This window comes from Pseudomonas nitroreducens TX1 (assembly GCF_000313755.1).
Lineage (GTDB): Bacteria > Pseudomonadota > Gammaproteobacteria > Pseudomonadales > Pseudomonadaceae > Pseudomonas > Pseudomonas nitroreducens_A.
Window position 1 is genome coordinate 1 of sequence record NZ_AMZB01000121.1, and the last position, 24,886, is coordinate 24,886.

Consider the following 24,886-nt stretch of genomic DNA (forward strand, 5'->3'; position numbering starts at 1 on the left):
CGCCGCCGCCCACTCTGGCACCAGCACGTCGACCATCGGATCCCCAGCGGTCACCACGTCACCCGGCGCAAGCGAATAGGTGCGCTCGACGAAGCCGCCGGCGCGCGCTTGCAGCACAGCCACATCACGATCATTGAAGGCCAGCACGCCGGAGACCTGCAGCGTGCGGTCGAGCGTGCCGCGGGTGACGCTGGCCAGGCGCACGCCGAGGTTCTGCTGGATGCCTGGCTCGATGCGCACCGCTGGCGTGCTGTCGTCGGCGTTAACAGCGTCGGCGTACCTGGGTACCAGCTGCATATCCATAAATGGCGATTTGCCCGGCGCATCGAAGTGCTGTTGCGGAACCATTGGGTCGTACCAGTAGAGCGGTTTGCCCTCTGGAGTAGCGGAAACTACCGATGACTGGGCCAGATTCTGAGGTACCAGCCAATAACCGCCAGCGGCCCCAACGGCCAGGGTGAGGATGAGTAGCGCGGAAGTATTCCAAGGGAAACGGCTCATGCGCGCCCCTCCTCGTAGGTGAAGTAGAGACGAGCAGCGACCTGTGCCAGGGCGCCTTGCAGGTCGATCTGTTTGAGCCTGGCCTCGACTAATTGCTGGCGGGCGCTGACGACGTCATCAAGCCGGGTCTTACCGGAGCGGTAGCTGGCGGTGGCAAGGCGCACCTTCTCCTCGGCCAGCGGTACCAGAGTGGCAGCGTTGCGCTCGACGGCGCGTTGCAGGCGCTGGTATTCGGCCAGATCGTCCTCCAGCGCTTGCTCGTGCTCGCGAGCCAGTGCGTCGCGCTCAGCTTCCAGTTGCCGAACCTGGGCGCGCCGTGCGGCGATTTTCGGGTCTTGGCGGGTACCGGTGAACAACGGCAGGTCGAAGCTCACCTGCAGCGTCATCATGTCGCCGAAGTCGCGGCCCCGGCGCTGGTAGTCCACCTCCCAGCTCCAGTCCGGTTTCTTCTCCGCCACGGCCTCTCGCACTAGGGCTTCGGCCTCGCGGGTCATCGGGCCGTAGGCGGCAAGTTCAGGGTGCTGATGCAGGTGTTGCAACGAGTGAGAGGCGTCAATGAACCAATGCGGAAAGTCTCCACTCAGGTCTTGCGGGGCGTCCTGGCCAATCCAGCGCTTGAGCGCTGCCCGTGCTTGGGTAAATTGGCGCAGCAGATCGTCCTTCTGTTCGTCGAGCAGGGCTGCTTCCTGACGCGGGGCCACCGCATCGACTGCACTTGCGCTACCACCGGCCAGACGTGCGCGGATGGAAGTGTCGAGGAGGCGATTCTCGCGGTAGAAGTCGTCAAACATCGCCAGCTTGCGTTGCAACGTATAGGCCGCGATCCAGGCCTGGGCGGACGCGCTGCGAACTTTCAGCCGTTCAACTCCAGCTTCGGCATCAGCGCGTTCAACAGAGGCCTGTGCGGTTTCTATGCGCGCTTTGCGCTTGTCGCTGTTGGGCATCTCCTGCATCAGGCCGACCACCTGCATGGACATGTTGTCGCGCTGAGTGCTCCAGCGCTCATCACCCTCAATGGGGACGTTTTGCAAGCCAAGATTGAGCTTGGGGTCGGGAAGCTCTCCGGCGGGAATGGCGGCACTTCTGGCCGCAGAGACTTTCTCGCTCTGTGCGAGTAAAGAAGGGGCGTTACGTTCAGCCAGCAACAGGGCGTCGTCCAATGACAGGGACGACGCCTGCGCCGACAGACCCGGCAACAGCGCGAGCAGCAGCCAGCCGGGATGGAGTCGGACGTGAGTCACGATGAGGATTCCTCTGGAAAACCAGCGCATGAGCGCAATCCACCCGGCAGCCTTCAGGGCCGCGGGCAGGGTTCAGGTCGAGAGAGGAATCAGGCGCAGGGAGGTCGCCAGAGATCGGCGGGAGCCTGGCTCAGAACGAGGCCGTTGTAGACGGACGGGGTCTTGGGGGCGATAGGGTGGTGCGGAGACTTCAGGACGCTGACCTGGAGCAGGCTGCTGGTCTTGCATTCCTGCCCGGTCTTGCAGGTCTTCTTGCCATGCTCTGTCATCTTGCCCGAGTCCTGGCAGCAATCCTGTTCCATACCTGCCATTTGGCCCATGCCCTGGCTCTGCATAGGGCAAGGCTCCGCCGGCGCTTCGAATCCCGCCATCCCCGTTAGGGGAAGCGAGAAAATGAGGAACAAAGCGGTAAGAAATCGGAGGTGACGGAGCATAGTTCTTTCAGTGTATGTGCACTCATTTGCCGCGGCAACAGGAACAAAGATGCGTGTCAATTTGTAGCTAGACTGCACCGTCCGCGAAATCACATCCATTGGTTACGATTGATTGTCTTTACTCATGATGAGCCGGCAGCCGTGGGTGTGCAGTATTGGCCTCTACTGGGTGAGGATGTGTGCCGCTCTGGCCGGAGATAGAGCCTGCGGATTTCGCACCCCAAGGCCTATTAGGCGTTCAAGTAGATTTCATCGAAAACGGCGTCAGAACACGGCAGATTCCGCACTCATTTGCGCAATAGGCGCAGGCCGTTCAGGACAACTATCAGGCTGACCCCCATGTCGGCGAATACGGCCATCCACATCGTAGCCTGGCCTGTCAGTGTGACCGCCAGAAAAATAGCTTTGATGCCTAGGGCGAGCCCGATGTTTTGCATGAGCACGGCGGCGGTATGGCGCGAGAGCCGAATGAAGGCCGGTATCTTACGCAGGTCATCATCCATGATCGCGACATCTGCAGTCTCGATCGCAGTATCCGTACCGGCAGCGCCCATGGCGAAGCCAACATTGGCTCGAGCCAGCGCAGGAGCGTCATTTATGCCGTCCCCAACCATCCCGACAGTGTGCCGACGTTTGATGAGGTTTTCTATTGCGTTGAGCTTATCGTTCGGCAGCAGGCTCCCTTTTGCCTCGTCGATGCCAACCTGAGCAGCAATGGTCTCGGCGGTATGCGGGTTATCACCCGTCAGCATCAAGGTCTTTACCCCCAGATCGTGGAGTTCACCGATTGCCGTACGGCTAGTCTCCTTGACCGTATCTGCTACTGCGAACAACGCCAGTGCCTGGGTTTCATCGGACAGAATGACTACCGTTTTTCCTTGTCGCTCCAAGTAGCCAAGCGCGGCCTCGATTGTCGTCGAGCTGAGACTTAGTTCTTTCAACAATCGATGATTGCCTAAGTGGTAACGATGCCCATCAATCGTGCCGCGGACGCCGCGACCGAGTAGTGCTTCGAAATCCTCTACATTCAATAAGGACACGAACTGTTCGGCCGCTTGCATGGCGATGGCCTGTGATACGGGATGATCTGAGCGATCCGCAAGGCTAGCCGCGACGGCGCGATAGGTTCTAGGTGCTCCGTCAGCTAGAGGCAAGAAATCGGTTTGGACAGGTTTTCCGTGAGTGATGGTTCCAGTTTTGTCCAATGCCAAGTGGGTGATTTTGCGGCCGATTTCCAGGTACACGCCACCTTTGATCAGAATGCCTTTTCGGGCAGCAGCAGCTAGGCCGCTGACGATGGTAACTGGAGTCGAAATCACCAGCGCACAAGGACAGGCCACAACCAGGAGTACCAGGGCCCGATAGATCCACTCGAACCACTCGCCGCCTAGCAGTAACGGCGGCAGGATCGCTACAGCCAGAGAGAAAACGAATACTGCTGGCGTGTAGATACGGGAGAACTGATCAATGAAACGTTGTGTCGGCGCGCGAGCCCCTTGCGCCTCTTCAACCGCATGGATAATACGTGCCAGGGTGGAATGGCTAGCTTCTGCCGTTACCCGATATTCCAGCTCCCCGGCCTGGTTGATGGTGCCAGCGAACACCGGATCACCCACGGTTTTCTCCACGGGCAGGCTCTCGCCGGTGATTGGGGCCTGGTTGATCGTCGAGTTCCCTCTGAGCACTTCGCCGTCCAAACTGATGCGCTCGCCGGGACGCGCCCGGATCAGACTTCCGATTGCGATACCGACCACTTCCGTTTCTACCCAGCGTCCATCGACCTGCTGAACGGTTGCTGTTTCGGGCGCTAGGTCCATCAGGCCACGAATTGCGTTGCGCGCGCGATCCAAGGACTTGGCTTCGATTAGCTCGGCGACTGCAAACAGGAACATGACCATGGCCGCTTCGGGCCACTGGCCGATCAGAATTGCTCCCGTAACAGCGATGCTCATCAGGGCGTTGATGTTGAGATTATGATTTTTGAGCGCAATCCAACCTTTCTTATAGATCGCCAGCCCGCAGAGCAGCACGGCTGTAACGGAGATGACAGCTACCACCCATTCGGGCGCCAACTTGGAGAAATGGAGAATCTCTGCCGAGACTGCCGCCCCACCTGACAGCCCCAGCCGCCACCAATAGCTTTTTTCCGGCGAGTGAGCTTCGGCCGATACTTTTGTCTCTGTTTCCAGTTGGGGGCTGAAGCCGAGTTCTCGGATTGCGCTCAGGGCCTGCGCAAGCGTGTCCGGATCATGGTTAATCGTTAGGGTGCGTTGCAGCAGGTTGAACTGCAGGGCGGCGATACCTGGCATCCCAGACAGTTTGTCTGTGATCAGCCGTTCCTCGGTAGGGCAGTCCATCTGGGCGATCATCACCCGTGTACTTACGGTGGTCGCGAGAGGTTCCGCTCGCATGCCCGCAGAGGCGATGGCCTCGACAAGGACCTGATGTGCCAGCGGTGCATGTAGAACGTTGAGAGTGCGGTTCAGGAGATTGAACTGCAGCTCCCGCACCTCTGGGAGCTTCTCCAGCTTGCTGCGGATGAGGGCCTCCTCAGTGGGGCAGTCCATCTGCTCAATGCGAAACGTGCTCAACTGAGCTGCTGGCTCCCCAGGCACGGAGCAAGCCATGTTGCAGCCACTCGGCGTCGGCGTGCCACCGCAGGAGCCATCCTTAGGGGAAGCAGAACAACAATTGGACATACGGAGTCTCCTCTACCATTGCCTAGTGAGCACCCTATAGTCACTATAGAGTCAAGCCTATGTTTGGAGACCGCAATGAAAATCGGCGAGCTGGCTAAGTGGGCAAATTGCCAGGTTGTAACCATTCGATACTACGAGAGCGCCGGATTATTGCCACCGCCTGAGCGGACCGGCGGTAACTATCGCATCTATACCCCTACCCATGCCGAGCGCTTAGCGTTTATCCGTAACTGCCGAACTCTCGACATGACGGTGGAAGAGGTGAGGCGATTACTGAGCTACCGAGATAACCCGGAGGATGATTGTAACGGAGTGAACGAACTGATCGATCAGCACATAGAGCTTGTGGCTACCAGAATTGCTGCCCTTCAGGCTCTCAACAAACAGCTGACAGAATTAAGGAAAAGCTGTGCCAAAGGTCGTGAAGCTGCGGACTGCCGGATACTCCAGCATCTAAATAACAGCGGGCAGCACCTCGTCGAGGAGGTATCACCAACCCCCGCGCATAGCTGCGATGATTGATTCACTTCGTGAAAAATTCCAGCTGAGGCTCTGTAGCTGGATACGTTGACGAATATCAATCCGTATGCATGGGTCTGATGTAGGTTTCTAGGTGAAACCTCCTTGCGCAAGCTAGTCGAGTTGCGCAATCCACTCCAGTGGAGCTTAGCCATGACGACGCGAATTCTAAAAGTACTCGTAATCACCACCTCGCTTTTTTCTGCTCTTGCGTTTTCCGCTGAAGAAAGTGGGCAGGTCTCTCCTTCTCAAATTGAACATCCAGTTGTAGACATCCAACAGTTTGATAAGCAGATGGCTCAGGCGCAGGATCATCTGAATAAGATGCAGGAGCAAATGAGTCAAATGCAGAAGACCAAGGATCCTCAGCAGCGCCAGAGGTTGCTACAAGAGCATCAAGCAATGATGCAGAGCAGCATGGGCATGATGAGCCAAATGTGGGGTGACGGCGTGATGGGCTGCTGGGGAAATAAAGGGATGATGGGGCATCGCATGATGCATAGCGAAATGATGGGAAATAGCCACATGAACGGGTGGAGCCAGATGCGAGGGCGGTACTCGAACCTCACTCCGGATCAAATGAGAGAGCGCCAGTACATGATGGATCAGTACATGGGGATGCAGCAGAGGATGATGGAGCAGATGATGCAGCACCAACGCTATATGGGCATGTAACCGTGCCGGGCTGAAAAAAGCTAAGTTGCCGATCAGTATTGCCAGTAGGAGCAGCGAAGCCCTGCCGTGAACACTGTCCAGCGAGACCCGCACAAGCCCTGCATAGAAGCCCCTGCCTCAGCCAATGCCGAGCGGCGCGCTCCCCGCTAGGAAGTGCTGGTCGAACTTACCAGCGGTATGCAGCTGCAGCGACGCGCGCGCGACTCGTTGTTTGTATCGTGAGGCCATGCGGGGCTCCAAGGATGCAAGAATGTATGGGCGAACGGTGGCGCGAGCATATAGATGGAGCGATTTCGTCTTGGGTCGACGCTGTCGCTCTGATGAGAGATTGCTACCGATCGCTAGTGGACTTTTGCGAAAAGCCTTGTGGCCGGCTTCACCTGTATTCGCTATCCGCTTTTCGCGACCTGCAAAAGGGCCACCACAGCTGGACACACCACGGATCACCAGGATCATTCGGAATGCCATATCGCTCCGGATATCGGTCGTGAGTGAAATTCGCGGTTCCGAACAGCGTGTCCCAGATGAACAGCAACTGGGCGAAGTTGTGATGGGGCGGCTTGCCGTGCTCATCAAGCTCGGCGTGATGCGCGCGGTGCGTGCTAGGCAGCTGAACCAGCCGCTCTAGCAGCCAGGTAAAGGGAACCAGCCAGCGCCATTTGTAGAGCACCTTGTCCCAGGCGAACGCGCTGTGCACCAATACGTTGGCGCAACCGAAAATCAGGTGTGCGATGAGCACCGCTTCGCCCAGGCCGAGATAGACGAGAGCCCCGGCGTACCAGATGTCCGGCATGAACAAGAACCAACGCCAGTTCTCCCGGTAGGCAACGCTGATGCTCATTTCCGTTGCGGTGTGGTGGGTACGGTGCATGTGCCACATGAAAGGAACGGTGTGGCCCAGTCGGTGGTACCAGTAATGCATGAAGTCAGCAGGGATGATGACCAGCAAAACGGCCTGCCAAAGTGGAACTGAGCCCAGTTGGCCAGCTGCGCCAGGTGCCAGTTGGGCCAGGATCAATGCAGCTCCGGCGATGATTGCTGGTTTGATCAGCAGTGCGAACTGGGCAAGGCTGATCGCGTCAACGGCAAGCTCGTCGGATTGGCGCCTGTTGAGCATGCGTCCGGCGAGCAACTCGAAGCTTCCCAGTAAAACCAGAAGGCCGCTGACAGCCCAGGTGTCCAGATGTGGCATCTAATGTCTCCCTCAAGATGTGAGGGAGAGTTTCACCAATCCTGCAGCCAGCTTACTTGAAGGATTTTGTTGTTATTCGCCTGTGAAGGGCGAAGCCCGAAAGTCCGCAGGCAAATGCGCGACAGGTGGGCTGAATCGGCAAAACCTGCTTCATGAGCGACAGTAGTGGCTCCGTTCGGGTCATTGAGCCCCTCTAGCGCACGCCGGAGCTTTCGCCACAGCAGCAACTTGCGCAGTGGCAAACCGAGCGACTCCTGTAGCCAGTGCGAGCAGTGTGCTTGGGTACTGGAATAGCGAGACCGGAATGCTCCCCAAATCTGCTCAGCTGTGCTGTCCTCGCCTGACGCCTCGACCAGTGACAACAGATACTCCAGGCGCGGGTTTGGTGTGATCTCTGGCTGCTCATGCAGAGCAAGCAACTCATTCAGCGCGTCATCGAAGGTCTGCTGCGTGGTTGCGGAGGCCAGCCTGAAGCGAGAGCCAGCTGGTACGTCGACTCGAAGCGCCGCATCAGGGCTGCTACGGGCCCAGCGCAACATTCGAAGGTATGACGGGTGGCTTGGCTCTACGGTGATGCTCGTATGCGGCTGCGGGCGCAGGAAACGGCGACGTATTTCGGGTGCCAACAGCCAAGCCTCCGAGGAGACGGCTGGTAAACCATCGATCTCCAACTCGAGCGGCTCGCCGTCAGCCAGCAACAGGGTCATGCCAGGGCGCTGGTTGTAGCCATTGGGCAGAGACTGCGCCCTGACGATGAACGCTGATTTCCCGATCAGAAGCTGGTTTGGTGCCATGGTGAAGGTGTCAGCCTGACGATAAGTTGCACATGAAGTTTATGACGCCCTCTTGCCGCTAGGGCGTACAGCCACTCTTGAGGTAGTTGCTCCGGATAGCGGGAGCTCCATTCTCAATCTCGACATCGGAGGCATACGCTTCCAACAGAAGCTCGCAATTGCCTCGTTGGGTTAACACCACGCCAGTCAATGTCGCATCCCTGCTGATGCAATCGAATCCGCCCCTGACGGCATAGGTCGCCTGCTTTCCATTGATGCTGACCTGTCCGTCGCCAGAGGCCTTGCAGTCCCCCCAGCGCAGCCCCTCTGCAGAGATCGTGAGGAGGGCCGGACTCGATGCGGATGATGCTTCGGCCCGCCACTGACCATCGAACCAGCTGCCGGCAATCGGTTGCTCGATGCCGGCAACGGGTTTATGGGCCTCGCTCGGTTTGTCGCACGCAGTTAGCCACAGCGCTGAGACGAGAAGCGGTAGCAACCCTATCAACCTGTTCATGATGTGCCTCCACATTGCATCAGGTCTTCGGGCCTGCCTTGCCCAGGAAGGCAGGAGTCTCACGCATTCACACCCCCAGTCAGTTCGGGGTAGTCACCGCCTCTGCATGCCTGGGCAAGGCGATTGAAATGAGCGCGGCCAGGAGAACGAATGCCGCTGAGATCCACAGGCAGGCCACCAGCCCATATGCCTGGAATACCCATCCTGAAAGCACTGTGCCGATCAGGCGGCCCATGGCGTTGGACATGTAGTAGAACCCCACGTCCAGCGATACGCCGTCTTCCTTGGCATACGAGACGATCAAATAGCTGTGCAGCGAGGAGTTCACGGCGAAGAGCGCCCCGAACAGCATCAGCCCACCCAGGAGCACGGTCTGCGCGGAGAGGTTCATGTCCAGGCCAAGGGCGATGGCGGCCGGCAGCACCGCAAGCATCAGCGCCCAGATGAAGGCAGCACGACCGTCAGGGACGTGGCCGCGCTTCTTGCCGGTCAATGCCGGCGCGAAGGATTGGACGATGCCGTAGCCGATCACCCACGCGGCAAGGAAGCCTCCGACCAGCCAGAAGTCCCAACCCAGCGTCTCGCTCAAATAGACCGGGAGCGCGACGACGAACCAGACATCCCGAGCACCGAACAGGAACATCCGTGCAGCAGAGAGAATGTTGATTGCTCGGCTTTTGGAGAGCATGTCGCGGAACTTGGGCTTGGCCTTGGCTTTGCCCAGGTCTTTTTTCAGCGACAGCATGCTGCCGATCCAGATGAGGGCTAGCACCAGGGCCATGGCCAGCACGGCGCCTTTGAAGCCGAGCAAGGCCAGCAGCGCGCCACCCAGGAAGAAGCCCACGCCTTTGAGCGCATTCTTCGAGCCTGTAAGGATCGCCACCCACTTGTAGAGCTTGCCCTGCTGCGCGTCCGGAACCAGGAGCTTGATCGAGCTCTTGGCGCTCATCTTGTTGAGATCCTTGGCAATCCCGGAGAGCGCCTGGGCTCCCATAACCCACGGTATCGTGAGCAAGGCAGACGGCACGGTGAGCATCAGCAGCGCCACGACCTGCATGGCGAGTCCGATGTTCATGGTGCGGTTCAGTCCCAGCCGCGCGCCCAGGTAACCGCCAACCAGATTGGTGACGACACCGAAGAACTCATAGAACAGGAACAGGGCTGCGATCTGTAGCGGCGAGTACCCCAGAGAGTGAAAGTGGAGTACCACCAGCATGCGCAAGGCGCCATCGGTGAGCGTGAAAGCCCAGTAGTTGCCCGTTACCAGCAGGTACTGGCGAACTTCTGGTGAGAGCGACGATAGCGCCTTCATGATCGAGCCCTGCTCCTTCAGCCAGCCAGGCCGACCAGCTTTGCCAGTTCGACAGTGCGGTTGGCGTAGCCCCATTCGTTGTCGTACCACGCATACAGCTTCACCTGCGTGCCGTTAACAACCATTGTCGAGAGCGCGTCGATGATCGAGGAGCGTGGGTCGGTGCGATAGTCGATGGAAACCAGCGGGCGCTCCTCATAGCCAAGGATGTCCTTCAGCTCATTCTCGGCGGCACGCTTGAGCAACTGGTTGACCTCGTCCACGCTGGTTTCCCGCTCGACTTCAAAGACGCAGTCGGTCAGCGAAGCATTTGCCAACGGGACGCGAACAGCGTGGCCATTCAGGCGGCCGCGCAGCTCCGGGAAGATCTCCGCAATCGCGGTTGCGGATCCGGTAGAGGTGGGGATCAGGCTCATACCGGACGCACGAGCACGACGCAGATCCTTGTGCGGCTGATCCAGGATGCTCTGGGTGTTGGTCAGGTCGTGGATGGTGGTGATCGAACCATGGCGGATGCCAAGGTTTTCGTGGATCACCTTCACCACCGGCGCGAGGCAGTTGGTGGTGCAGGAGGCCGCCGTCACGATGCGATGCTGTGTCGGGTCGAACAGGTGTTGGTTGACGCCCATAACGACGTTCAGTGCACCTTTTTCCTTGACCGGCGCACTCACGACAACGCGCTTCACACCTTGATCCAGGTAGGTCTGCAGCACGGCAACGGTCTTCATCTTGCCACTGGCCTCGATGACCAGATCGCAGCCCGACCAGTCAGTGTCAGCGATGGCCTTGTTCGCCGTGATCTTGATGCGCTTACCACCAATAACCACCGAGTCACCGTCGGAGCTCGCTTCGTGATGCCAACGACCGTGAACCGAGTCGAAGTTGATCAGGTGGGCGTGCGTGGCAGCATCGCCCGCCGGGTCATTGATCTGTACGAACTCAAATTCCGGCCAGTCCCATGCCGCGCGCAGCGCCAGGCGACCGATACGTCCGAAACCATTGATGCCTACTTTGATGGCCATGTTTTTGTTCTCGAGTGCAGTTAGCGAGCGTTCGGCGATTTTTTGCCGAGCTGACTGATGTAGTTAATGTGTGCAGGGTGCTGAATCGCACGGGGCCGAAGCGCTTGTACCTGGGCAACGGCTTCGCGCATGGACATGCCGCACTCGATCAACAGCTGGGCTGCGATCAGGCCTGTGCGACCAGAGCCGCCCTTGCAGTGAATGGCAATCTTCTGGCCGCCATTGACCAGCTCTTTGAGGCGATCTCGATTGGTTTCCCACGCAGTGGAGAAAGCTTCACCGGGTGCCTGGTCATCCTCAACGGGCAGGTGGAACCATTCGATCCCTTGCAGTTGGCATTCCTCGGGAAGTAGATCGACTTCGTTCTGCAGCAGTTCTTCTTCTGGCATCAGGGTCACCAGAGCTACCGCGCCGGCATCGCGAAGCGTGGCTAGCGCCTCGGACACCGACGTGTCCTTGGTGCCGGGGCATGGGGTGAAGATCAGTTGGCCGCTCATATCGGACGCGGTAAGAACGGAATACGGATGCGATTGCACGTTCAAAAAGCCTCAGATGGATCGTTGATTGACACGTTTGGATAGTTCTTCCGCCGACTCCTTGCGCTCGGAGTAGCGGTCGACCAGGTAGTCGGCGCGATCACGCAGTAGCAGGGTGAACTTCACTAGCTCCTCCATCACGTCGACGACTCGGTCGTAGAACGGAGAAGGCTTCATGCGACCTGCCTCGTCGAACTCCAGGTAGGCCTTGGGCACGGAGGACTGGTTGGGGATGGTGAACATGCGCATCCAACGGCCAAGCACGCGCATCTGGTTAACGGCGTTGAACGACTGCGAACCGCCGCAGACCTGCATCACCGCCAGGGTCTTGCCCTGTGTGGGGCGCACGGCGCCCATGCTCAGCGGAATCCAGTCGATCTGCGACTTGAACACGCCTGTCATGGCGCCATGGCGCTCCGGCGAGCACCAGACCATGCCTTCCGACCAGAGCACCAGGTCACGCAGTTCTTTGACCATGGGATGGTCATCGGACACGTCATCCGGAAGGGGCAGACCTGACGGATTGAAAATCCGCGTCTCGGCTCCGAAGTGCTCCAGCAAGCGAGCAGCCTCCTCGGTCAGCAAACGGCTGAAGGAGCGTTCGCGCGTCGACCCGTACAGCAGGAGAATGCGCGGTTTGTGAGTCGATTTCTGCTCGATAGCCAGTTTGTCCGGGGACGGCAGATCGATCAGTTCGCTGTCGATATTGGGGATATGGTCATTGGTCATGATTTCACTCCTGGGAAAGGGCGCCAGAGGCTTGATCGAACCAGCGACGCTTGAGCCACCAGGCAACGCCGACCAGAGAGATCAGTACGGGTACTTCAACCAGCGGCCCGATCACGGTCGCAAAGGCGACGGGGGAGGCTAGGCCGAAGGTGGCGATGGCCACGGCAATGGCGAGTTCGAAGTTGTTGCTCGCGGCGGTGAACGCCAGCGCGGTGGTGCGTGGGTAGTCGGCCTCCAGCAGCTTGCCCATCCAGAAGCTGATGAAGAACATCACCACGAAGTAGATGGTTAGCGGGATCGCGATACGCAGCACGTCCAGCGGCAGTTGCAGCACCATGTCGCCCTTGAGGCTGAACATCGCAACAATGGTCAGCAGCAGAGCTACCAGCGTCAGCGGGCTGATCTTCGGAATGAAGCGATCCTGGTACCAGGCTGCACCCTTGCGGCTGATCAGGATTTTCCGGGTCAGGAAGCCAGCCAGGAACGGGACGCCCAGGTAGATCAGTACCGACTGCGCGATGTCGACGAAGCTCGTTTCAATGACGCTGCCTTCCAGGCCGAACAGGGGCGGCAACACGCCCAGGAAGATCCAGGCGTACACGCTGAAGAACAGAATCTGGAAGATGCTGTTGAAGGCGACCAGGCCCGCAACGTACTGGTTATTACCGCCCGCGATCTGGTTCCACACCAGCACCATGGCGATGCAACGCGCCAAGCCGATGAGGATCAACCCCGTCATGTACTCGGGCTTGTCGGAGAGGAACACCACGGCCAACACGAACATCAGTACCGGGCCGATCACCCAGTTCTGAATCAGTGACAGGGCAAGAATGCGCTTGTCCTTGAAGACTTGCGGCAGCTCCTCGTATTTCACCTTCGCCAATGGCGGATACATCATGACGATGAGGCCAATGGCGATGGGGATGTTGGTCGAGCCTATCGACAGGCTGTTCAGCCAAGCCGGCAGCCCCTGGAAGAAACTGCCGAGCGCTATACCAAGCCCCATGGCGAGAAAGATCCAGATCGTCAGGTAACGATCCAGGAAAGAAAGACGACTCTTGCTCATGATGGGTCTCCGTAGCTTCAGAGCGTGCCGATGCGTGCCAGCTCCGCCTTGAGTTGGGCTGCATCGAGTTGTTCAAGGGGCAGTGCGAGAAGCGCCGAAATGCGCTGCTTGATCTGCTCGAGCGTGGCATCGAAGGCAGCATCCATCTCTACCTCGCTACCTTGCAGGTCGGACGGGTCGGCAAGTCCCCAATGGGCCTTCACAGCGGGCCCGAAGAACACGGGGCACGCCTCGCCGGCGGCCTTGTCGCAAACGGTGATGACAAAGTCCGGTGCCAGGTCGGCATGTGAATCGGTGGACTTGCTGCTCAGGCCATCAGTGGCGATACCGGCGCGCTGCAGGGCTGTGATGGACAGCGGATTCACCTCCCCCTTGGGTTGGCTACCGGCGCTGTATGCCTTCATGCCGGCCGGGGCCAAGTGATTGAAGACAGCCTCAGACAAGATGCTTCGGCAACTATTGGCGGTGCAGAGGAACAGGACTTTCATCGAATCTTCTCGGCAGTCTTCAGCAGCAGGCAGCAACGCGCTCGGGGCGGTCGCCCATGGTGTCCAGTCGCTTGGAACTCGTGCTCAACCACTGGCGGTTAGCCTCAAGCGTCGTCACGAGAATCTCGCGTACCCAGGCGGGTAGGTTTGGATGCAGCCGGTAGTACACCCACTGGCCTTGCCGGCGGTCTTCCAGTAGCCCACAGGTACGCAGCTGAGCCAGGTGGCGAGACACCTTCGGTTGGCTTTCATCCAGGGCACAGGTCAGTTCGCAGACGCAGAGTTCTTCCTCGCGAGCGATCAACAGCATCATGCGGATGCGGTTTTCGTCAGCCAGGCATTTGAAAACCTGGGTCGGTGTCAGGGAGTCAGTCATGGCGGTTCTCAGTGTTTGGTTTTCACGAGGACGAACATCTTGATGCGCTCGTGAATCTCGTGAAGCGTGTGACGGAAAGCGTCGTGGCGACTGCTGGTCACCGGATCTTCGGAGTTCCACGCCAATGCCTCGCCTACCCCTGGAAGGGTTGTGCATTCCTGAGCGGCTTTGTCGCAAAGGGTGATGACGTAGTCGAAACGTTCACCCGTGAACTCTTCGATGGATTTGCTGTGCAGCCCGCTGGTATCGATGGCGAGATGATCGAGGGCGGCATAGGTTCGCGGGTCGATCACTCCAGGCTGAGTTCCAGCGCTAAAGGCCTCGAAGTGCTCACTGTCAGTGTGTCGAAGAAGCGCTTCGGCGAGCTGGGAGCGAGCGGCGTTGGTGGTACAAACAAACAGGACGCGGATCTTGTCAGTCATCTCTGAGTGCTCGAACGCATATGGTTTTTCGAATATACGTTTTTTCGTATAAACTTCAAGTGACAGTTCTGTGAAGAACAATTTGGGCCGACGTCCGGAGCAAGTCTGCGGGGCGTTTGGGCTGAGTAAGGGGCACTATCCTCCGGGGAGGGCGGCGACCACTGAAGGAGTACTAAGCGCGCTGTACCCGCGTACCTTGATTCTGCTTCTTCGCGTGAACCCTTCTCCTGAATCCATGCGCTGTTGTGGTGCCTAGACATTCGGTTGCCAGCGGAATAGCGTGCATGGCCGTCGCGCCACCCTCTTCGGAGACCTGGCATGAGGGCGCGCAATCCGATGAAGCGAGACGAGGCAGGAGCCGTATGAGCGCCGAAAAAGAAAAGAACAAAGTCGCAGTCTTCTCCGCTGGCTCCTTGATTGGTGCTTTAGGAGGGCTCATAGGCTTAGGTGGCGCAGAGTTTCGGCTTCCTCTGCTGATTGGCCTGTTCGGCTTCGGGGCTCTTGAGGCAGTTATCCTCAATAAGGCGATGAGTCTCATCGTCGTCGCGACGGCTTTGCCGTTTCGTGCAATGAGCGTCCCCTATGCGGACGTCCTCGAACGTTGGGACATCATTGTCACACTCCTTGCCGGAAGCCTTGCAGGAGCTTGGTATGGGGCGGGATGGGCAACCAAACTCAAGAGCCAGACTCTTTACAGAGTGCTGGCAGTGCTACTGGTAGGAATCGCCGTTGCATTGCTGTTTGGTCATGACGCAAACGCGACGGGTGAGCCACTGTTTCATGGCGCAGCGTTGATTCTGGTTGGTGTGGTCGTCGGTTTCGGAATCGGCGTCGTGGCTGCACTGATGGGAGTCGCAGGCGGCGAACTACTCATTCCCACTATCGTCCTGTTGTTTGGAGCCGACATAAAACTTGCCGGTAGCCTTTCACTGGCTGTGAGCCTGCCCACCATGATCGTGGGGTTCACCCGCTACAGCCGTGCCCAGAGCTTTTCGGTAGTTAGAACACAGCGGACGTTCATCCTGATCATGGCCGCCGGCTCGATTGTTGGAACCTTTATCGGTGGGCAGCTACTTGGACTGATTTCCACCACGTACCTGCTACCGTTGCTCGCCGCTATTCTGCTGATCTCCTCGGTGAAGGTCTGGCGACATAGCTGACACCGATGTCCCTTGCGGGTGTCGCCGCTTTCCCGAGGCAATATCCACCCACATACTCATTCGAAGGAGATGCCGAGCACACCAGAAGCCTTTCAGCCTTGGTGGTGCTCGGCGCAGCCTTTAGCTGTGTCCGACCAGCGATTGCAGACGATCTATGCCGACAGGTTCGTCTTTCAGCAGCGGGACAACCGCGTAGCGGGAGGAGTGCTTGGTTGCAACCGCATCGATTTCGCGGCGCTCATTCTCTGCTCTCCTGCGCAGCAACGCGGATCTTGGCGCTGCTGCAGCGACGCTGTTATTGATCACCCAAGCCCATGGCTCGATACCTGCGCGGCGCAGATCGTCCTGCAGGTTTGCCGCCTCCAGAACTGGAGTGGTTTCGGCAAGCGTTACCAGGAGCACCTTGGTCTGCTTCGGATCCTGCAACTGCATCATCGGCGTGGTGTAGTCCACCTTCGTGTCGCCCATCTGGCGGACAATCTCGCGGTGATAGGCCCCTGTGGCGTCCAGTAGAAGCAGGGTGTGTCCTGTGGGGGCCGTATCCATCACGACGAACTTCTTGCCAGCTTCCCGGATGACTCTGGAGAAGGCCTGGAACACGGCGATCTCTTCGGTGCAGGGCGACCGCAGGTCTTCTTCCAGCAGGGCACGGCCTTCCGCATCGAGACTGGCGCCTTTTGTCTTGAGTACGTGCTGCCGGTATCGCTCGGTCTCAGCCTGAGGATCGATTCTGCTGACCGTGAGGTTCTCCATGACGCCTTCAAGCGTCTCCGCGAGATGCGCTGCCGGGTCAGAAGTCGTGAGGTGCACCGGAAGGCCTCGGCGGGCCAGGTCGACTGCCACCGCTGCGGCCATGGTGGTCTTTCCTACACCGCCTTTGCCCATCAGCATGATCAGACCGTGCCCTTCGGCGGCGATGTCATCAACGAGCGGCGACAGCTTAGGTAAGTGAAGCTCGGTGTTCGTCCTGGTCTCCGCGACTGGCCCGACGGCCACATCAAGGAACAGGTGCTTCAGTGCATCAAGCCCTACCAGGTTGAAAGGTTTGAGTGCCACCTGATCGAGCGGAAGGCTACGAAGTACCTCCGGGATCTTCGCTAGTACCTGCTGCTCCCGCTGGTAGATGGCGGCTGCAAGTTCGTCGCCTTCTGCAGCGGCGGCCGGCAACACACCATTCACCACCAGGTACTGCTGCTTCAAGCCGATATCGGCAAGCTCCTCATGGGTGCGCGCAACTTCGCGGAGCGCAGCATTTTGGGCTCGTGCAACGAGTATCAGGCGAGTACGTACGGGATCAGCCAGCGCTGCTACAGCCGCTTTGTACTGGGCGCGATGCTTTTCCAGCCCTGCGAGAGGCCCGAGGCACGAGGCATCGCCCTTACCGCTCTCCAAAAAGCCGCTCCAGGCTCCTGGAAGCTGCAGAAGGCGGATGGTGTGCCCAGTCGGCGCAGTGTCAAAAATGATGTGGTCGAATTCAGCGATCAGCGCGTCATCGGTGAGTAGTGAGGTGAACTCATCGAAGGCCGCGATCTCAGTGGTGCAGGCCCCGGAAAGTTGCTCCTCGATACCTTTCACGACATCTTCAGGCAGCACACCTTTCACCGGCCCGACAATTCTGTCGCGGTATGCCTGAGCTGCCTGCTGGGGATCGATTTCCAGTGCAGCGAGACGGGGGACTTCCTGGATCTCGGTGACCTTGTTGCCGATTTCTGTACTGAAAACTTGGCCCACATTGGACGCTGGATCAGTGCTGACCAACAGGACGCGCTTGTTCTCGCCGGCCAGTTGGACGGCAGCAGCGCAGGCGATAGATGTTTTGCCGACGCCGCCTTTGCCAGTGAAGAAGAGGAAGCGGGGTGGGGATTGAAGAAATTGCATGGAATCCTCCTATCAGCAGCAACGACCGGAAGAGCAGCATCCGCTGCTCTCCGAGTCCGTAGAGGGTGAGGCTTGAAGGGCGGCCCAGTGAGCCAACTCTGTGCGCGATGGATAGCGCCCTGCCATAGCGATTTCGCCATCTACCAGGGTCAACGGCAGGCTGCCCTGGCCAGAACGCTGCAGAAATTCACGGACAGCGGATTGCTCGGCAAAGGCCTGAGGCTCATGCGCCAGATTGAAACGCTGAACATTGGCGCCTTGCCGGATTGCCCACTCGACATCACTCGCGAAGGTGACAAGGGACTGATCCACTTCAACCCCGCAAACGCCGGTGCTACAGCACAAGGCGGGATCGTATATCTGGATGAGATGCATGCTGGTTCTCCAATGACGACTGATGAAAAGTCAAAGAGCACCAAGGCTTGTGGCTGTTATATGCCAGCTTCGCTTCGCCGGTTTTGATCAAGGGCACGCCGGCGAAGCGTCGATGGGAAACGAGTTCTTATGAGCGACTCGTTGGTGTGCAGCAGGTCGATTTCTGGGCCACAACTGCAGCGGGAGACTCTTGCGTACCACAGCAACTGGCCTGCGCCGGTGCTGCGGGTGCACAGCAACTCGACGACTGCTCCTGCTCTTCGAACTGAAGGCTGCAGACTCCCGTTTCGGGTAGTTCGAGCTCGACACGCCGGGCAGCTTCCCAGTCGCCCGCGAGCCCTGCCGCTACAGAGCGAACTTGCTCATAGCCCGTTAGCATCAGGAAGGTCGGGGCCCGGCCGTAGCTCTTCATTCCGACAATAAAAATCCCCTCGTCAGGATGAGAGAGTTCATCGATGCCATGTGGGCGAACCGTCCCGCAGCTGTGCTCGTTCGGATCAATCAGCGGGGCCAGTTGGGTTGGGGCTTGAGTGGCAGGATCAATTGCCAGCCTTAGCTCTCCCAGCAGCTGAAGGTTGGGCCGGAAGCCCGTGGCTACGATGATTTCGTCGACTTCCGGCAGTGTTTCGCCATTGCTATGGACGACGAGTCCTTGGCCAGTGGTATCAACCCGGTTGATCGATATGCCTTGGAACAGAGTGATCTTCTCCTGTTCGAGCAACGCTCGGATGCGAAGGCCCAGGTTGCCGCGCTCGGCGAGCTTGTCGTTGGCACCACCGCCCAGAATTTTCTCCAGAGAGTGGCCACGAATGCCCCAGAACACCTTGGTGCCAGGCAGTCCAACCAGATCCTGCAAGGCGTTGAAGGCAGAGTGCCCGCCACCCACGACCAGTACGCGGCGGCCCACGTAGCGCTCACGTGCACCACCGGTTACATCGGGAATGCCATAAGCAATATGCGCGCTCGCTTCCAACTCGCCCAATGCGGGAATGCCTGAGGCGCCCATCCAGTTCGGAGTTTCATAGGTGCCTGAGGCATCGACCACGGCGCGAGCGAGGATGTCCTGCTCACCGTTGGGGCCAGCAATGCGCACCAGAAACGGTGAAGCAGTACGACCCTTGGTTTTCAGCGCATCAGCCCCCGACTTGGTCACCGCGAGGACGCGAGTATTCAGACGTGTCCGCTCCCGGATCAGCGGAAGAGCAGCGAGCGGAAGGAGATAGCGATCCAACAGCTCGCGTCCGGTGGGATATGTGTCAGGACGCGGAGCTTCCCAGCCAGTCGCGGCCAGAAGCTTGGCCGCCTCCTTGTCCACGTTGTATTCCCAGGGCGAAAACAAGCTGACGTGCCCCCACTGGCTGATGCTTGCTCCAGCCTGATTTCCTGCCTCAATGACTAGCGGATTCAGATCACGAGCCAGGAGGTGGGCAGCAGCGGCCAGTCCAACTGGGCCGGCGCCAATAACGACAACGGGAAGGTCAGTCAGGCTCATGCTGATTCTCCAGAGACAGGTTGATTCGAAGAGATGACCCGCTCGACGATGGCGCAGTCCAGCCAGCGGCCTTCCAGGCAAGCGTGTTTCTCGTAGACGCCAACCTGTCTGAACCCGCAGGAGCGGCAGAGCGCGAGGCTCGCCTCGTTGAAGGTGAAAATCCGAGAAAGGACTTTCCAGAATCCGCGTGCTTCTGCCTCCGCCAACAGGGCATTCAAGAGCACTTTCCCGATACCACGACCTCGCGCATCCCGGCGCAGGTAGATCGAGAAATCAGCGATACCGTCATAGCAGGTGCGCGCGCGATAGCTGCTCAAGTTCGCCCAGGCAACCACCTCACCATCAAGCTCAACCACCAGAACTGGGTAGCGCGACATATCGGCCACCTTGGGCTGCATGTCCTCGACGGTGCGCGGCTGGGTCTCGAACGTGGAGCTGCGATCTTCGATGCCTTGGTTGTAGATATCGGTGATGGCTTGGCTATCACTGAGCTTTGCGAGGCGGACTAGCATCGTGCTTTCCTTTTGATTGGTAGTAACAACAATATAGTTAAAAAAGGGGGAGCTACCCCCTCACTTGTCCTTGGTCTGACCTGGGCAGCATTCACTGACAAGGCCACAACGAATCTCGGCAGCTCGAGTGAGCTGGCGGAGTAAAGTCAGCGCACCCTGGCGAACCTCGGCCGGCATGCCGCTAATCATTTCCTTCTCTTCGGCGATCAGGTCGGCTCGAATACGTTCGTACAAGTCTGCGCCGGCTTCAGTAGCTTGAACTCGTACTGCACGGCGGTCTTCTGGATCTTCAACGCGCGACACGTAGCCCTTGCGCTCGAGGGTATCGACCACCCGGCTCGCAGTGCTCTTGTCCAGGAACATCTCCTCAGCGAGTGCCTGGAGGCGGAGCGGCCCCTGCTTCACCAAGGTCTCAACGGCGTAGCACTGAGTCACTGAAACGTCGTAGCAGCAAATACGGTCGCGGTCTCTGAACTGGTAGACCCGCACCAGTTGGTTCAGCGCTTCATACAGGGCTTCTGCATCCTGGCTCAGGTCGTCGGTACGCTTGTTCGGCATGTCATTTCCAATTGGTTGTTACATGCAACAATATTCCGAGCGAATACTACGGTCAAGCGCCTGCCTCCTTCGATTGACCAGAATGGTCACGTTGGTCTAGCTTGGTTGCTACTAACAACTATACGTGCAGGGTACCGTGACTCAGCTCGAATCACACGTTCCAGCCGCCCCTAATCGTCTCCGGTTGGTGTCCGCACTGGGCATAACCCAGATCTTTGCGTGGGGCTCCACCTTCTACCTGCCGGCAGTGCTGGCAAGCCCGATTGCACGGGACACTGGCTGGTCTCTATCGGCAGTTGTCGGTGGTCTGTCCTGGGGGATGTTAGTGGCAGGGCTCTGCTCGCCTGTTGCTGGCCGCCTGCTTGAGCGGCACGGAGGGCGTGTCGTACTCGCCTTCAGTTCGTTGATGCTGAGCGTGGGTCTCTTGGTGATGTCCACCGCAAGCAGTTTGTGGGTCTACTACTTGTCCTGGTCAATTCTTGGCTTGGGGATGGCCAGTGGTTTGTATGATTCGGCCTTCGCCACACTAGGTACGCTGCTGGGAGCGCGCGCTCGTGGGGCGATCACGGGACTCACCCTAATTGGCGGGTTCGCGAGCACTGCCGGGTGGCCCGCCATGGCTGCACTTGAATCCTGGTGTGGGTGGCGGGAGACCTGCTGGGTGCTCGCAGCGGTACATGCAGTGATCGGCTTGCCGATCCATTGGCTGGCAGTCCCCAAGCCAGTCAACGTGGCGAAAGAAGTGCCGAAGCAGAGGCAGATTGCCCTCGCTGAGGATCGATCTACTCGCCAGCTCTTCTGGTTAGTGGCTGGCCTGCTGACGGTCATTGCATTCGTTATGGCAAGCCTTTCGGTTCATCTGCTGACGTCATTGCAGCAGCTTGGGATTCCGACCGTAACAGTGCTGGCAATCGGCATGGTCATCGGCCCGGCTCAAGTGGTGGCGAGAGTGCTGGAGTTCTCCCTTGCGCGACATCTCCATCCGACCTGGTCTGCCCGAGTTGGTGTGCTGATAAGCCTGATCGGTATCTGCTTACTCATCCCAGGCACTCCATGGCTGGCATTCGTCGCTGCTGCGCTATATGGGGCGGGCGTCGGAATCCTCACTATCGCGAGAGGAACACTGCCGCTGGTGCTATTCGGCGCCGAAGGCTATGGAGCGAGGATGGGAGTCTTAGCACGACCAATGCTTCTGGCGCAGGCCGCCGGGCCATTCGCTGCAGCGTTTGTGCTGAGTGGGCAACGAGCGTCGGTGATGCTCGAGCTGATGGCGGTACTGGTCGCCATCGCATTGTTCGCAAGCCTCAAGCTACCGACAAGGTCGTTGGTTTGAGGGTAGCGCGATGGTCCGCTATTGGCCGTGTTCTGCCTGTCGCCTCTTCTGCGTGATTGGTCAAGTCGGATGCAAACGGTGGTCAGCGGCAATGCAATTGGGCGGTCAAGTGCGATGCAATTACGCACGCTTTCATGGAGTAGGCGGGAAACAGGACACCTTGGGTCCACGCGAAGCGTTCCCTTTACGATGCTGATGTGATTGACGAAGCCTTTTGCACCAGGACTGATTTCTACTGAAAGGCCGATTTCGCGCAGAAAAGCGACAGCCCTCTGAGCGTGCGGGCATTTCATCGCGAGTGGTGAGGTTTGTTCCACGATTAGTCTCATAGAGGCCGTGCCCCTCAGGGCACGGCTTGCAGTCATCGGGTGAGGACGCCCAGGTACTCGTAACCGATCGGGAGGGGCGTGCCATTTTGCAGCCAGGCGGTGCCATCGGTGAAGCCCGTGCTCATCTCATCCAGCTTTTCCGACCATGCGTCACGCTGTCCTTCCCAGGCTCCTTCGCTGTTCACTCCACTACCTTTGCCCGCCTTAGGCACAATCGTGTCAGTGAAGTTGGAGCGGGTGTGGAAACCAAGGCTGCGGCTGTTCACCTGAGCCAGCGCTACACCGTCGATTCGATGTGCCCCTCTGGTGTTGGAATCGATCTTTGTCGCGTAGATCGGCAACTGCGGCTCGGTCAGCGTGTCAGCGTTCAGGCTCGTCATCCGCATAGTCGCGCCGGATTTGTAGTCGAGCACCAATTCTCTGAAGTCCTTCTCGTCGTCGGACAGGAATACGCGATCCCGACGGTCCAGCTTGACCGTAATGCTCACCAGACCGACCGAGATGTCGTGTGGCTCCTCAAACCCGATTACCTTGAATTCGTGGGTGCGCTTCATCTCCAGGCGCAGCCAGTCCAGCACCAGCGACTCAAGGCGCATACGCTCAAGGGCGATCACCCGTTTGCCATAGCGCCAGATCAGCTTGTTGAGAAGCTGTTCTGAGGCCTGGGCCACGCAGTCCCGGATTTTCACGGCGAGTTCGGTCGAGCTCATCTTCTTCAGGGCCTTGGAGGTCCTGACCTCCGTCCAGAAGAGCTCCAGCACCAGGTGGATCATGGTTCCCTGAATGCGCGGGTCCAGGCCAATGACCGGCTCTGGGAACATCTCTGCGCGGAGTCTGTTGCGGGCGAAGGACAGGAATGGAGCCTCAGCGTAGTCCTTGAAGATGCGAACGCCGCCCTTGATCCAGGTGAGTTCCTCTGCAGATACCGGGCCCACGGTCTCGGGGACCACCAAGCTACGGTCGAGATGACCAAGCAACTGGTCGACAAACACACCGTGAGACTGCACAGACGGCGTTGCCGAGGGCCAGGCACCAAACAGTTCGCTGGGGCTCACCGCCGCGCCCTTATCGTTGTGCGCCGGGCACGACACGGTTACGTCCGGGCTGATGCTGAGGAGCGCAGCTACGACCTTGCTTGCGTACTCCAGCGCACCCTCGCTGGAGGCTGCCGGGATACCCGAGGAGATCTGCAGGTCGAGCGGGAGGAATGGCGAGGGGTCAATTCGCGCCGGAAGGACAGTGCTGGAGGCCCCGATGATCCAGACCGAGTCGAATTGCAGGCCTATGGCGTCCTCGTAACCGAGGATCGATACCGGAGCTACGTGGGAGATTCTCGGCTGGAACTGACGGGTATCGACGACCTCCCTCAGCCACATGAACGCGCGGGTGTATTCCACGCGGCCCAACTGGGTGTCCAGAGTCCGGAAGAGAGCCAGGGCTTCATCCCATGCCTTGAGCGTCTGGAAGTTCGCAGAGTCCAACTCTTTGGTACCGGGCCAGCCCATCCCGGTCAGGGCTTGGCTGAAGTGGTCAGCCCATTGAGAGGGATAGCGTTTGGATTCGCCATTGAGCTGCGCTGCGAGCATGCCGGCGAAGCGCTCACGGAAATCCGGAATCGCGTCCCCCTTGAACACGCCGATCGCTCGGAGGAAGTCTTCACCACCCATCGAGAGACCCAAGTTGTCGCGCAACCAGAGATCGACAAGAGCACGGGAGTTACCCTCATTCACATCGCCGGCAATCCACGGCGAACGCAGTACACGGCTGAAGGCCTCAGTGTCAGCCTCTTTCGGGGTAATCGAGAGGATATCCATTGCTGCGCGAATCAGCGGTCGGCTTCCCAGGGTGGCACCGCTGGAAATATCCCAGGGGGTTCGGCTATCGGCGTCAGACTCGCCGGGAATCAGAGATGCCGGACTGCAGTGGAGAGACAACGCCTCGATCAGCGGCGCTTGGTAGGTGCGGATGTCCGGCACGAGGATCGCCAGTTGCGGGGCTGCGAGGGGAGTTGCAACGTACGGAGACAGCTGCTGGTTCACCCATTCGGCAACCAGCCCAAATTCGTCGCCTTGGTTGCTTGCTTTCATCAGTTTGGGTGTGGATTGGGAGCCACAAAGCTCGACGTCCACCACCTCGGTTCCACGCGCGGTAATGGCATCGAACAGGGCCTTCTCGGCCGGGTTCATGTCGATGATGCCAACGATGACGATCTTGCTCGGCAACTTAACCTCACCGGACAGAACGGCCTTACGGAGCAGCTCAGGGAGCTGAGCGCGGAACACCATTCCTTGGGAAACATTCTCCCGGTTGAGGATGTCTTGGATCTGCCAGAACACCTCCAGCTCACGTTTGAAGCGGAATCGATCTTGATCCATCGGGATGCGGTACTTGAGAGCTTGCGAGTAGGCGCTACCGATGCGGCGGGAGGTGGCCATCGACGAAATGAGGGTCGCCGGCATCAGGCCGGACTGGTCTGCAATGCCCTTCACTACAGCAAGCTCCTGAATCGGATAGAGCAACTGCTCTGCCGGCATCAGTTCGAGCCAGGCGTTTTCAATCCAGGACGACACGGTCTGGATGTGGCCCTTGTTGAACCAGGCCTTCTTCCCGGTCATGGATTGAAGGAGCGCCGACTGGAGCCTGAGGTGTCGAGCTACGCGCTCGGTAGAGGTCAACACCAATGTGCTGTCGTTCAGTTCCGCCAGCTCTTTCAGGAATTTCATCTGATCTGATCTCCGTATGAGTTG

At 58.9% G+C, this 24,886-nt stretch carries 25 protein-coding genes; 4 read left to right on the forward strand and 21 right to left on the reverse strand.

Going from position 1 to position 24,886, the window contains the following annotated elements; genetic code table 11:
• From C167_RS32710 to C167_RS0118335, 4 genes are all read right to left on the reverse strand, one after another.
• A partial coding sequence (locus C167_RS32710) for an efflux RND transporter periplasmic adaptor subunit (RefSeq protein WP_200860163.1) occupies positions 1-501 on the reverse strand: 501 nt, incomplete at its 3' end.
• On the reverse strand, positions 498-1,772 hold the full coding sequence (locus tag C167_RS0118325; protein WP_419146529.1) for a TolC family protein: 1,275 nt from the start codon (positions 1,770-1,772) through the stop codon (positions 498-500). The genes C167_RS0118325 and C167_RS32710, both read right to left, overlap by 4 nt.
• Before the next feature lie 59 nt (positions 1,773-1,831).
• Positions 1,832-2,062, reverse strand: coding sequence for a hypothetical protein (locus C167_RS0118330; RefSeq protein WP_327137903.1), 231 nt, complete (start codon positions 2,060-2,062; stop codon positions 1,832-1,834).
• A gap of 401 nt (positions 2,063-2,463) precedes the next feature.
• Positions 2,464-4,803: a heavy metal translocating P-type ATPase gene (locus tag C167_RS0118335; protein ID WP_017519750.1), complete on the reverse strand. Its 2,340-nt coding sequence runs from the start codon at positions 4,801-4,803 to the stop codon at positions 2,464-2,466.
• A gap of 147 nt (positions 4,804-4,950) precedes the next feature.
• Here C167_RS0118335 and cadR point away from each other — a divergent pair, with 147 nt between their 5' ends.
• Positions 4,951-5,397 carry a Cd(II)/Pb(II)-responsive transcriptional regulator gene (gene cadR, locus C167_RS0118340; RefSeq protein ID WP_017519751.1) on the forward strand — a complete coding sequence of 149 codons (447 nt, stop codon included), beginning with the start codon at positions 4,951-4,953 and terminating at the stop codon, positions 5,395-5,397.
• Between the two features lie 150 nt (positions 5,398-5,547).
• The gene (locus C167_RS0118345) at positions 5,548-6,069 is read left to right on the forward strand and encodes a hypothetical protein (protein ID WP_017519752.1); all 522 of its coding nucleotides are present in this window, start codon (positions 5,548-5,550) and stop codon (positions 6,067-6,069) included.
• Between the two features lie 376 nt (positions 6,070-6,445).
• On the opposite strand, the gene C167_RS0118355 is transcribed toward C167_RS0118345, so the two are convergent.
• The 11 genes from C167_RS0118355 to C167_RS0118405 all read right to left on the reverse strand — a co-directional run bounded on the left by C167_RS0118355 (position 6,446) and on the right by C167_RS0118405 (position 14,502).
• Positions 6,446-7,261 (reverse strand): sterol desaturase family protein, encoded by an 816-nt coding sequence (locus C167_RS0118355; protein ID WP_017519753.1) that lies wholly within the window; start codon positions 7,259-7,261, stop codon positions 6,446-6,448.
• 32 nt (positions 7,262-7,293) lie between these two features.
• On the reverse strand, positions 7,294-8,055 hold the full coding sequence (locus C167_RS0118360) for a helix-turn-helix domain-containing protein (protein WP_017519754.1): 762 nt from the start codon (positions 8,053-8,055) through the stop codon (positions 7,294-7,296).
• 58 nt (positions 8,056-8,113) lie between these two features.
• Positions 8,114-8,551 (reverse strand): hypothetical protein, encoded by a 438-nt coding sequence (locus C167_RS0118365; protein ID WP_017519755.1) that lies wholly within the window; start codon positions 8,549-8,551, stop codon positions 8,114-8,116.
• 79 nt (positions 8,552-8,630) lie between these two features.
• Complete coding sequence (gene arsJ / locus C167_RS0118370) at positions 8,631-9,863, reverse strand: organoarsenical effux MFS transporter ArsJ (RefSeq protein WP_017519756.1); 1,233 nt, start codon at positions 9,861-9,863, stop codon at positions 8,631-8,633.
• A 17-nt stretch (positions 9,864-9,880) separates the two neighbouring features.
• Positions 9,881-10,885 carry an ArsJ-associated glyceraldehyde-3-phosphate dehydrogenase gene (locus C167_RS0118375; RefSeq protein WP_017519757.1) on the reverse strand — a complete coding sequence of 335 codons (1,005 nt, stop codon included), beginning with the start codon at positions 10,883-10,885 and terminating at the stop codon, positions 9,881-9,883.
• 20 nt (positions 10,886-10,905) lie between these two features.
• Positions 10,906-11,382: a cyclin-dependent kinase inhibitor 3 family protein gene (locus C167_RS0118380; RefSeq protein ID WP_017519758.1), complete on the reverse strand. Its 477-nt coding sequence runs from the start codon at positions 11,380-11,382 to the stop codon at positions 10,906-10,908.
• A 51-nt stretch (positions 11,383-11,433) separates the two neighbouring features.
• A complete protein-coding gene (arsH, locus tag C167_RS0118385) occupies positions 11,434-12,150 on the reverse strand; it encodes an arsenical resistance protein ArsH (RefSeq protein ID WP_003109846.1) in 717 nt (238 codons plus the stop codon).
• Between the two features lie 4 nt (positions 12,151-12,154).
• Positions 12,155-13,216 (reverse strand): ACR3 family arsenite efflux transporter, encoded by a 1,062-nt coding sequence (arsB, locus tag C167_RS0118390; protein ID WP_017519759.1) that lies wholly within the window; start codon positions 13,214-13,216, stop codon positions 12,155-12,157.
• 17 nt (positions 13,217-13,233) lie between these two features.
• The gene (locus C167_RS0118395) at positions 13,234-13,704 is read right to left on the reverse strand and encodes an arsenate reductase ArsC (RefSeq protein WP_017519760.1); all 471 of its coding nucleotides are present in this window, start codon (positions 13,702-13,704) and stop codon (positions 13,234-13,236) included.
• A gap of 19 nt (positions 13,705-13,723) precedes the next feature.
• A complete protein-coding gene (locus tag C167_RS0118400) occupies positions 13,724-14,080 on the reverse strand; it encodes a metalloregulator ArsR/SmtB family transcription factor (protein ID WP_017519761.1) in 357 nt (118 codons plus the stop codon).
• 8 nt (positions 14,081-14,088) lie between these two features.
• Positions 14,089-14,502 carry an arsenate reductase ArsC gene (locus C167_RS0118405; protein ID WP_017519762.1) on the reverse strand — a complete coding sequence of 138 codons (414 nt, stop codon included), beginning with the start codon at positions 14,500-14,502 and terminating at the stop codon, positions 14,089-14,091.
• 362 nt (positions 14,503-14,864) lie between these two features.
• Between C167_RS0118405 and C167_RS0118410 the strand changes: the two genes are divergently transcribed.
• Positions 14,865-15,662, forward strand: coding sequence for a sulfite exporter TauE/SafE family protein (locus C167_RS0118410; protein WP_017519763.1), 798 nt, complete (start codon positions 14,865-14,867; stop codon positions 15,660-15,662).
• 120 nt (positions 15,663-15,782) lie between these two features.
• On the opposite strand, the gene arsA is transcribed toward C167_RS0118410, so the two are convergent.
• The 5 genes from arsA to C167_RS0118435 all read right to left on the reverse strand — a co-directional run bounded on the left by arsA (position 15,783) and on the right by C167_RS0118435 (position 20,477).
• Positions 15,783-17,540, reverse strand: coding sequence for an arsenical pump-driving ATPase (gene arsA / locus C167_RS0118415; protein ID WP_017519764.1), 1,758 nt, complete (start codon positions 17,538-17,540; stop codon positions 15,783-15,785).
• A 12-nt stretch (positions 17,541-17,552) separates the two neighbouring features.
• Positions 17,553-17,885, reverse strand: coding sequence for an arsenite efflux transporter metallochaperone ArsD (arsD, locus tag C167_RS33840; RefSeq protein ID WP_235154345.1), 333 nt, complete (start codon positions 17,883-17,885; stop codon positions 17,553-17,555).
• 157 nt (positions 17,886-18,042) lie between these two features.
• Positions 18,043-19,407 carry an FAD-dependent oxidoreductase gene (locus C167_RS0118425; protein WP_017519766.1) on the reverse strand — a complete coding sequence of 455 codons (1,365 nt, stop codon included), beginning with the start codon at positions 19,405-19,407 and terminating at the stop codon, positions 18,043-18,045.
• Positions 19,404-19,919 carry an arsinothricin resistance N-acetyltransferase ArsN1 family A gene (locus C167_RS0118430; RefSeq protein ID WP_017519767.1) on the reverse strand — a complete coding sequence of 172 codons (516 nt, stop codon included), beginning with the start codon at positions 19,917-19,919 and terminating at the stop codon, positions 19,404-19,406. The genes C167_RS0118425 and C167_RS0118430 overlap by 4 nt, the downstream gene beginning before the upstream one ends.
• A 60-nt stretch (positions 19,920-19,979) precedes the next feature.
• The gene (locus C167_RS0118435) at positions 19,980-20,477 is read right to left on the reverse strand and encodes a MarR family winged helix-turn-helix transcriptional regulator (RefSeq protein ID WP_003109836.1); all 498 of its coding nucleotides are present in this window, start codon (positions 20,475-20,477) and stop codon (positions 19,980-19,982) included.
• 187 nt (positions 20,478-20,664) lie between these two features.
• Here C167_RS0118435 and C167_RS0118440 point away from each other — a divergent pair, with 187 nt between their 5' ends.
• Positions 20,665-21,810, forward strand: coding sequence for an MFS transporter (locus C167_RS0118440; RefSeq protein ID WP_263750723.1), 1,146 nt, complete (start codon positions 20,665-20,667; stop codon positions 21,808-21,810).
• Positions 21,811-22,171: 361 nt separating this feature from the next.
• On the opposite strand, the gene C167_RS0118445 is transcribed toward C167_RS0118440, so the two are convergent.
• Entirely contained in the window at positions 22,172-24,862 is a 2,691-nt protein-coding gene (locus C167_RS0118445; RefSeq protein WP_017519769.1) for a PD-(D/E)XK nuclease family protein, read from the reverse strand.
• Positions 24,863-24,886: the final 24 nt, after the last annotated feature.

What these genes read in the sequence shown, in the direction of transcription:
- C167_RS0118410 (WP_017519763.1), top strand. Translation starts at nt 14,865, where the DNA reads ATGAGCGCCGAAAAAGAAAAGAACAAAGTCGCAGTCTTCTCCGCTGGC.
- C167_RS0118335 (WP_017519750.1), bottom strand. Translation starts at nt 4,803, where the DNA reads ATGGCTTGCTCCGTGCCTGGGGAGCCAGCAGCTCAGTTGAGCACGTTT.
- cadR (WP_017519751.1), top strand. Translation starts at nt 4,951, where the DNA reads ATGAAAATCGGCGAGCTGGCTAAGTGGGCAAATTGCCAGGTTGTAACC.
- arsH (WP_003109846.1), bottom strand. Translation starts at nt 12,150, where the DNA reads ATGACCAATGACCATATCCCCAATATCGACAGCGAACTGATCGATCTG.
- C167_RS0118355 (WP_017519753.1), bottom strand. Translation starts at nt 7,261, where the DNA reads ATGCCACATCTGGACACCTGGGCTGTCAGCGGCCTTCTGGTTTTACTG.
- arsA (WP_017519764.1), bottom strand. Translation starts at nt 17,540, where the DNA reads ATGCAATTTCTTCAATCCCCACCCCGCTTCCTCTTCTTCACTGGCAAA.
- C167_RS0118400 (WP_017519761.1), bottom strand. Translation starts at nt 14,080, where the DNA reads ATGACTGACTCCCTGACACCGACCCAGGTTTTCAAATGCCTGGCTGAC.
- C167_RS0118425 (WP_017519766.1), bottom strand. Translation starts at nt 19,407, where the DNA reads ATGAGCCTGACTGACCTTCCCGTTGTCGTTATTGGCGCCGGCCCAGTT.
- arsB (WP_017519759.1), bottom strand. Translation starts at nt 13,216, where the DNA reads ATGAGCAAGAGTCGTCTTTCTTTCCTGGATCGTTACCTGACGATCTGG.
- C167_RS0118365 (WP_017519755.1), bottom strand. Translation starts at nt 8,551, where the DNA reads ATGAACAGGTTGATAGGGTTGCTACCGCTTCTCGTCTCAGCGCTGTGG.
- C167_RS0118430 (WP_017519767.1), bottom strand. Translation starts at nt 19,919, where the DNA reads ATGCTAGTCCGCCTCGCAAAGCTCAGTGATAGCCAAGCCATCACCGAT.
- arsJ (WP_017519756.1), bottom strand. Translation starts at nt 9,863, where the DNA reads ATGAAGGCGCTATCGTCGCTCTCACCAGAAGTTCGCCAGTACCTGCTG.
- C167_RS0118445 (WP_017519769.1), bottom strand. Translation starts at nt 24,862, where the DNA reads ATGAAATTCCTGAAAGAGCTGGCGGAACTGAACGACAGCACATTGGTG.
- C167_RS0118380 (WP_017519758.1), bottom strand. Translation starts at nt 11,382, where the DNA reads ATGAGCGGCCAACTGATCTTCACCCCATGCCCCGGCACCAAGGACACG.
- C167_RS0118360 (WP_017519754.1), bottom strand. Translation starts at nt 8,055, where the DNA reads ATGGCACCAAACCAGCTTCTGATCGGGAAATCAGCGTTCATCGTCAGG.
- C167_RS0118345 (WP_017519752.1), top strand. Translation starts at nt 5,548, where the DNA reads ATGACGACGCGAATTCTAAAAGTACTCGTAATCACCACCTCGCTTTTT.
- C167_RS0118395 (WP_017519760.1), bottom strand. Translation starts at nt 13,704, where the DNA reads ATGAAAGTCCTGTTCCTCTGCACCGCCAATAGTTGCCGAAGCATCTTG.
- C167_RS0118435 (WP_003109836.1), bottom strand. Translation starts at nt 20,477, where the DNA reads ATGCCGAACAAGCGTACCGACGACCTGAGCCAGGATGCAGAAGCCCTG.
- C167_RS0118405 (WP_017519762.1), bottom strand. Translation starts at nt 14,502, where the DNA reads ATGACTGACAAGATCCGCGTCCTGTTTGTTTGTACCACCAACGCCGCT.
- C167_RS0118375 (WP_017519757.1), bottom strand. Translation starts at nt 10,885, where the DNA reads ATGGCCATCAAAGTAGGCATCAATGGTTTCGGACGTATCGGTCGCCTG.
- C167_RS0118325 (WP_419146529.1), bottom strand. Translation starts at nt 1,772, where the DNA reads ATGCGCTGGTTTTCCAGAGGAATCCTCATCGTGACTCACGTCCGACTC.
- C167_RS0118330 (WP_327137903.1), bottom strand. Translation starts at nt 2,062, where the DNA reads ATGGGCCAAATGGCAGGTATGGAACAGGATTGCTGCCAGGACTCGGGC.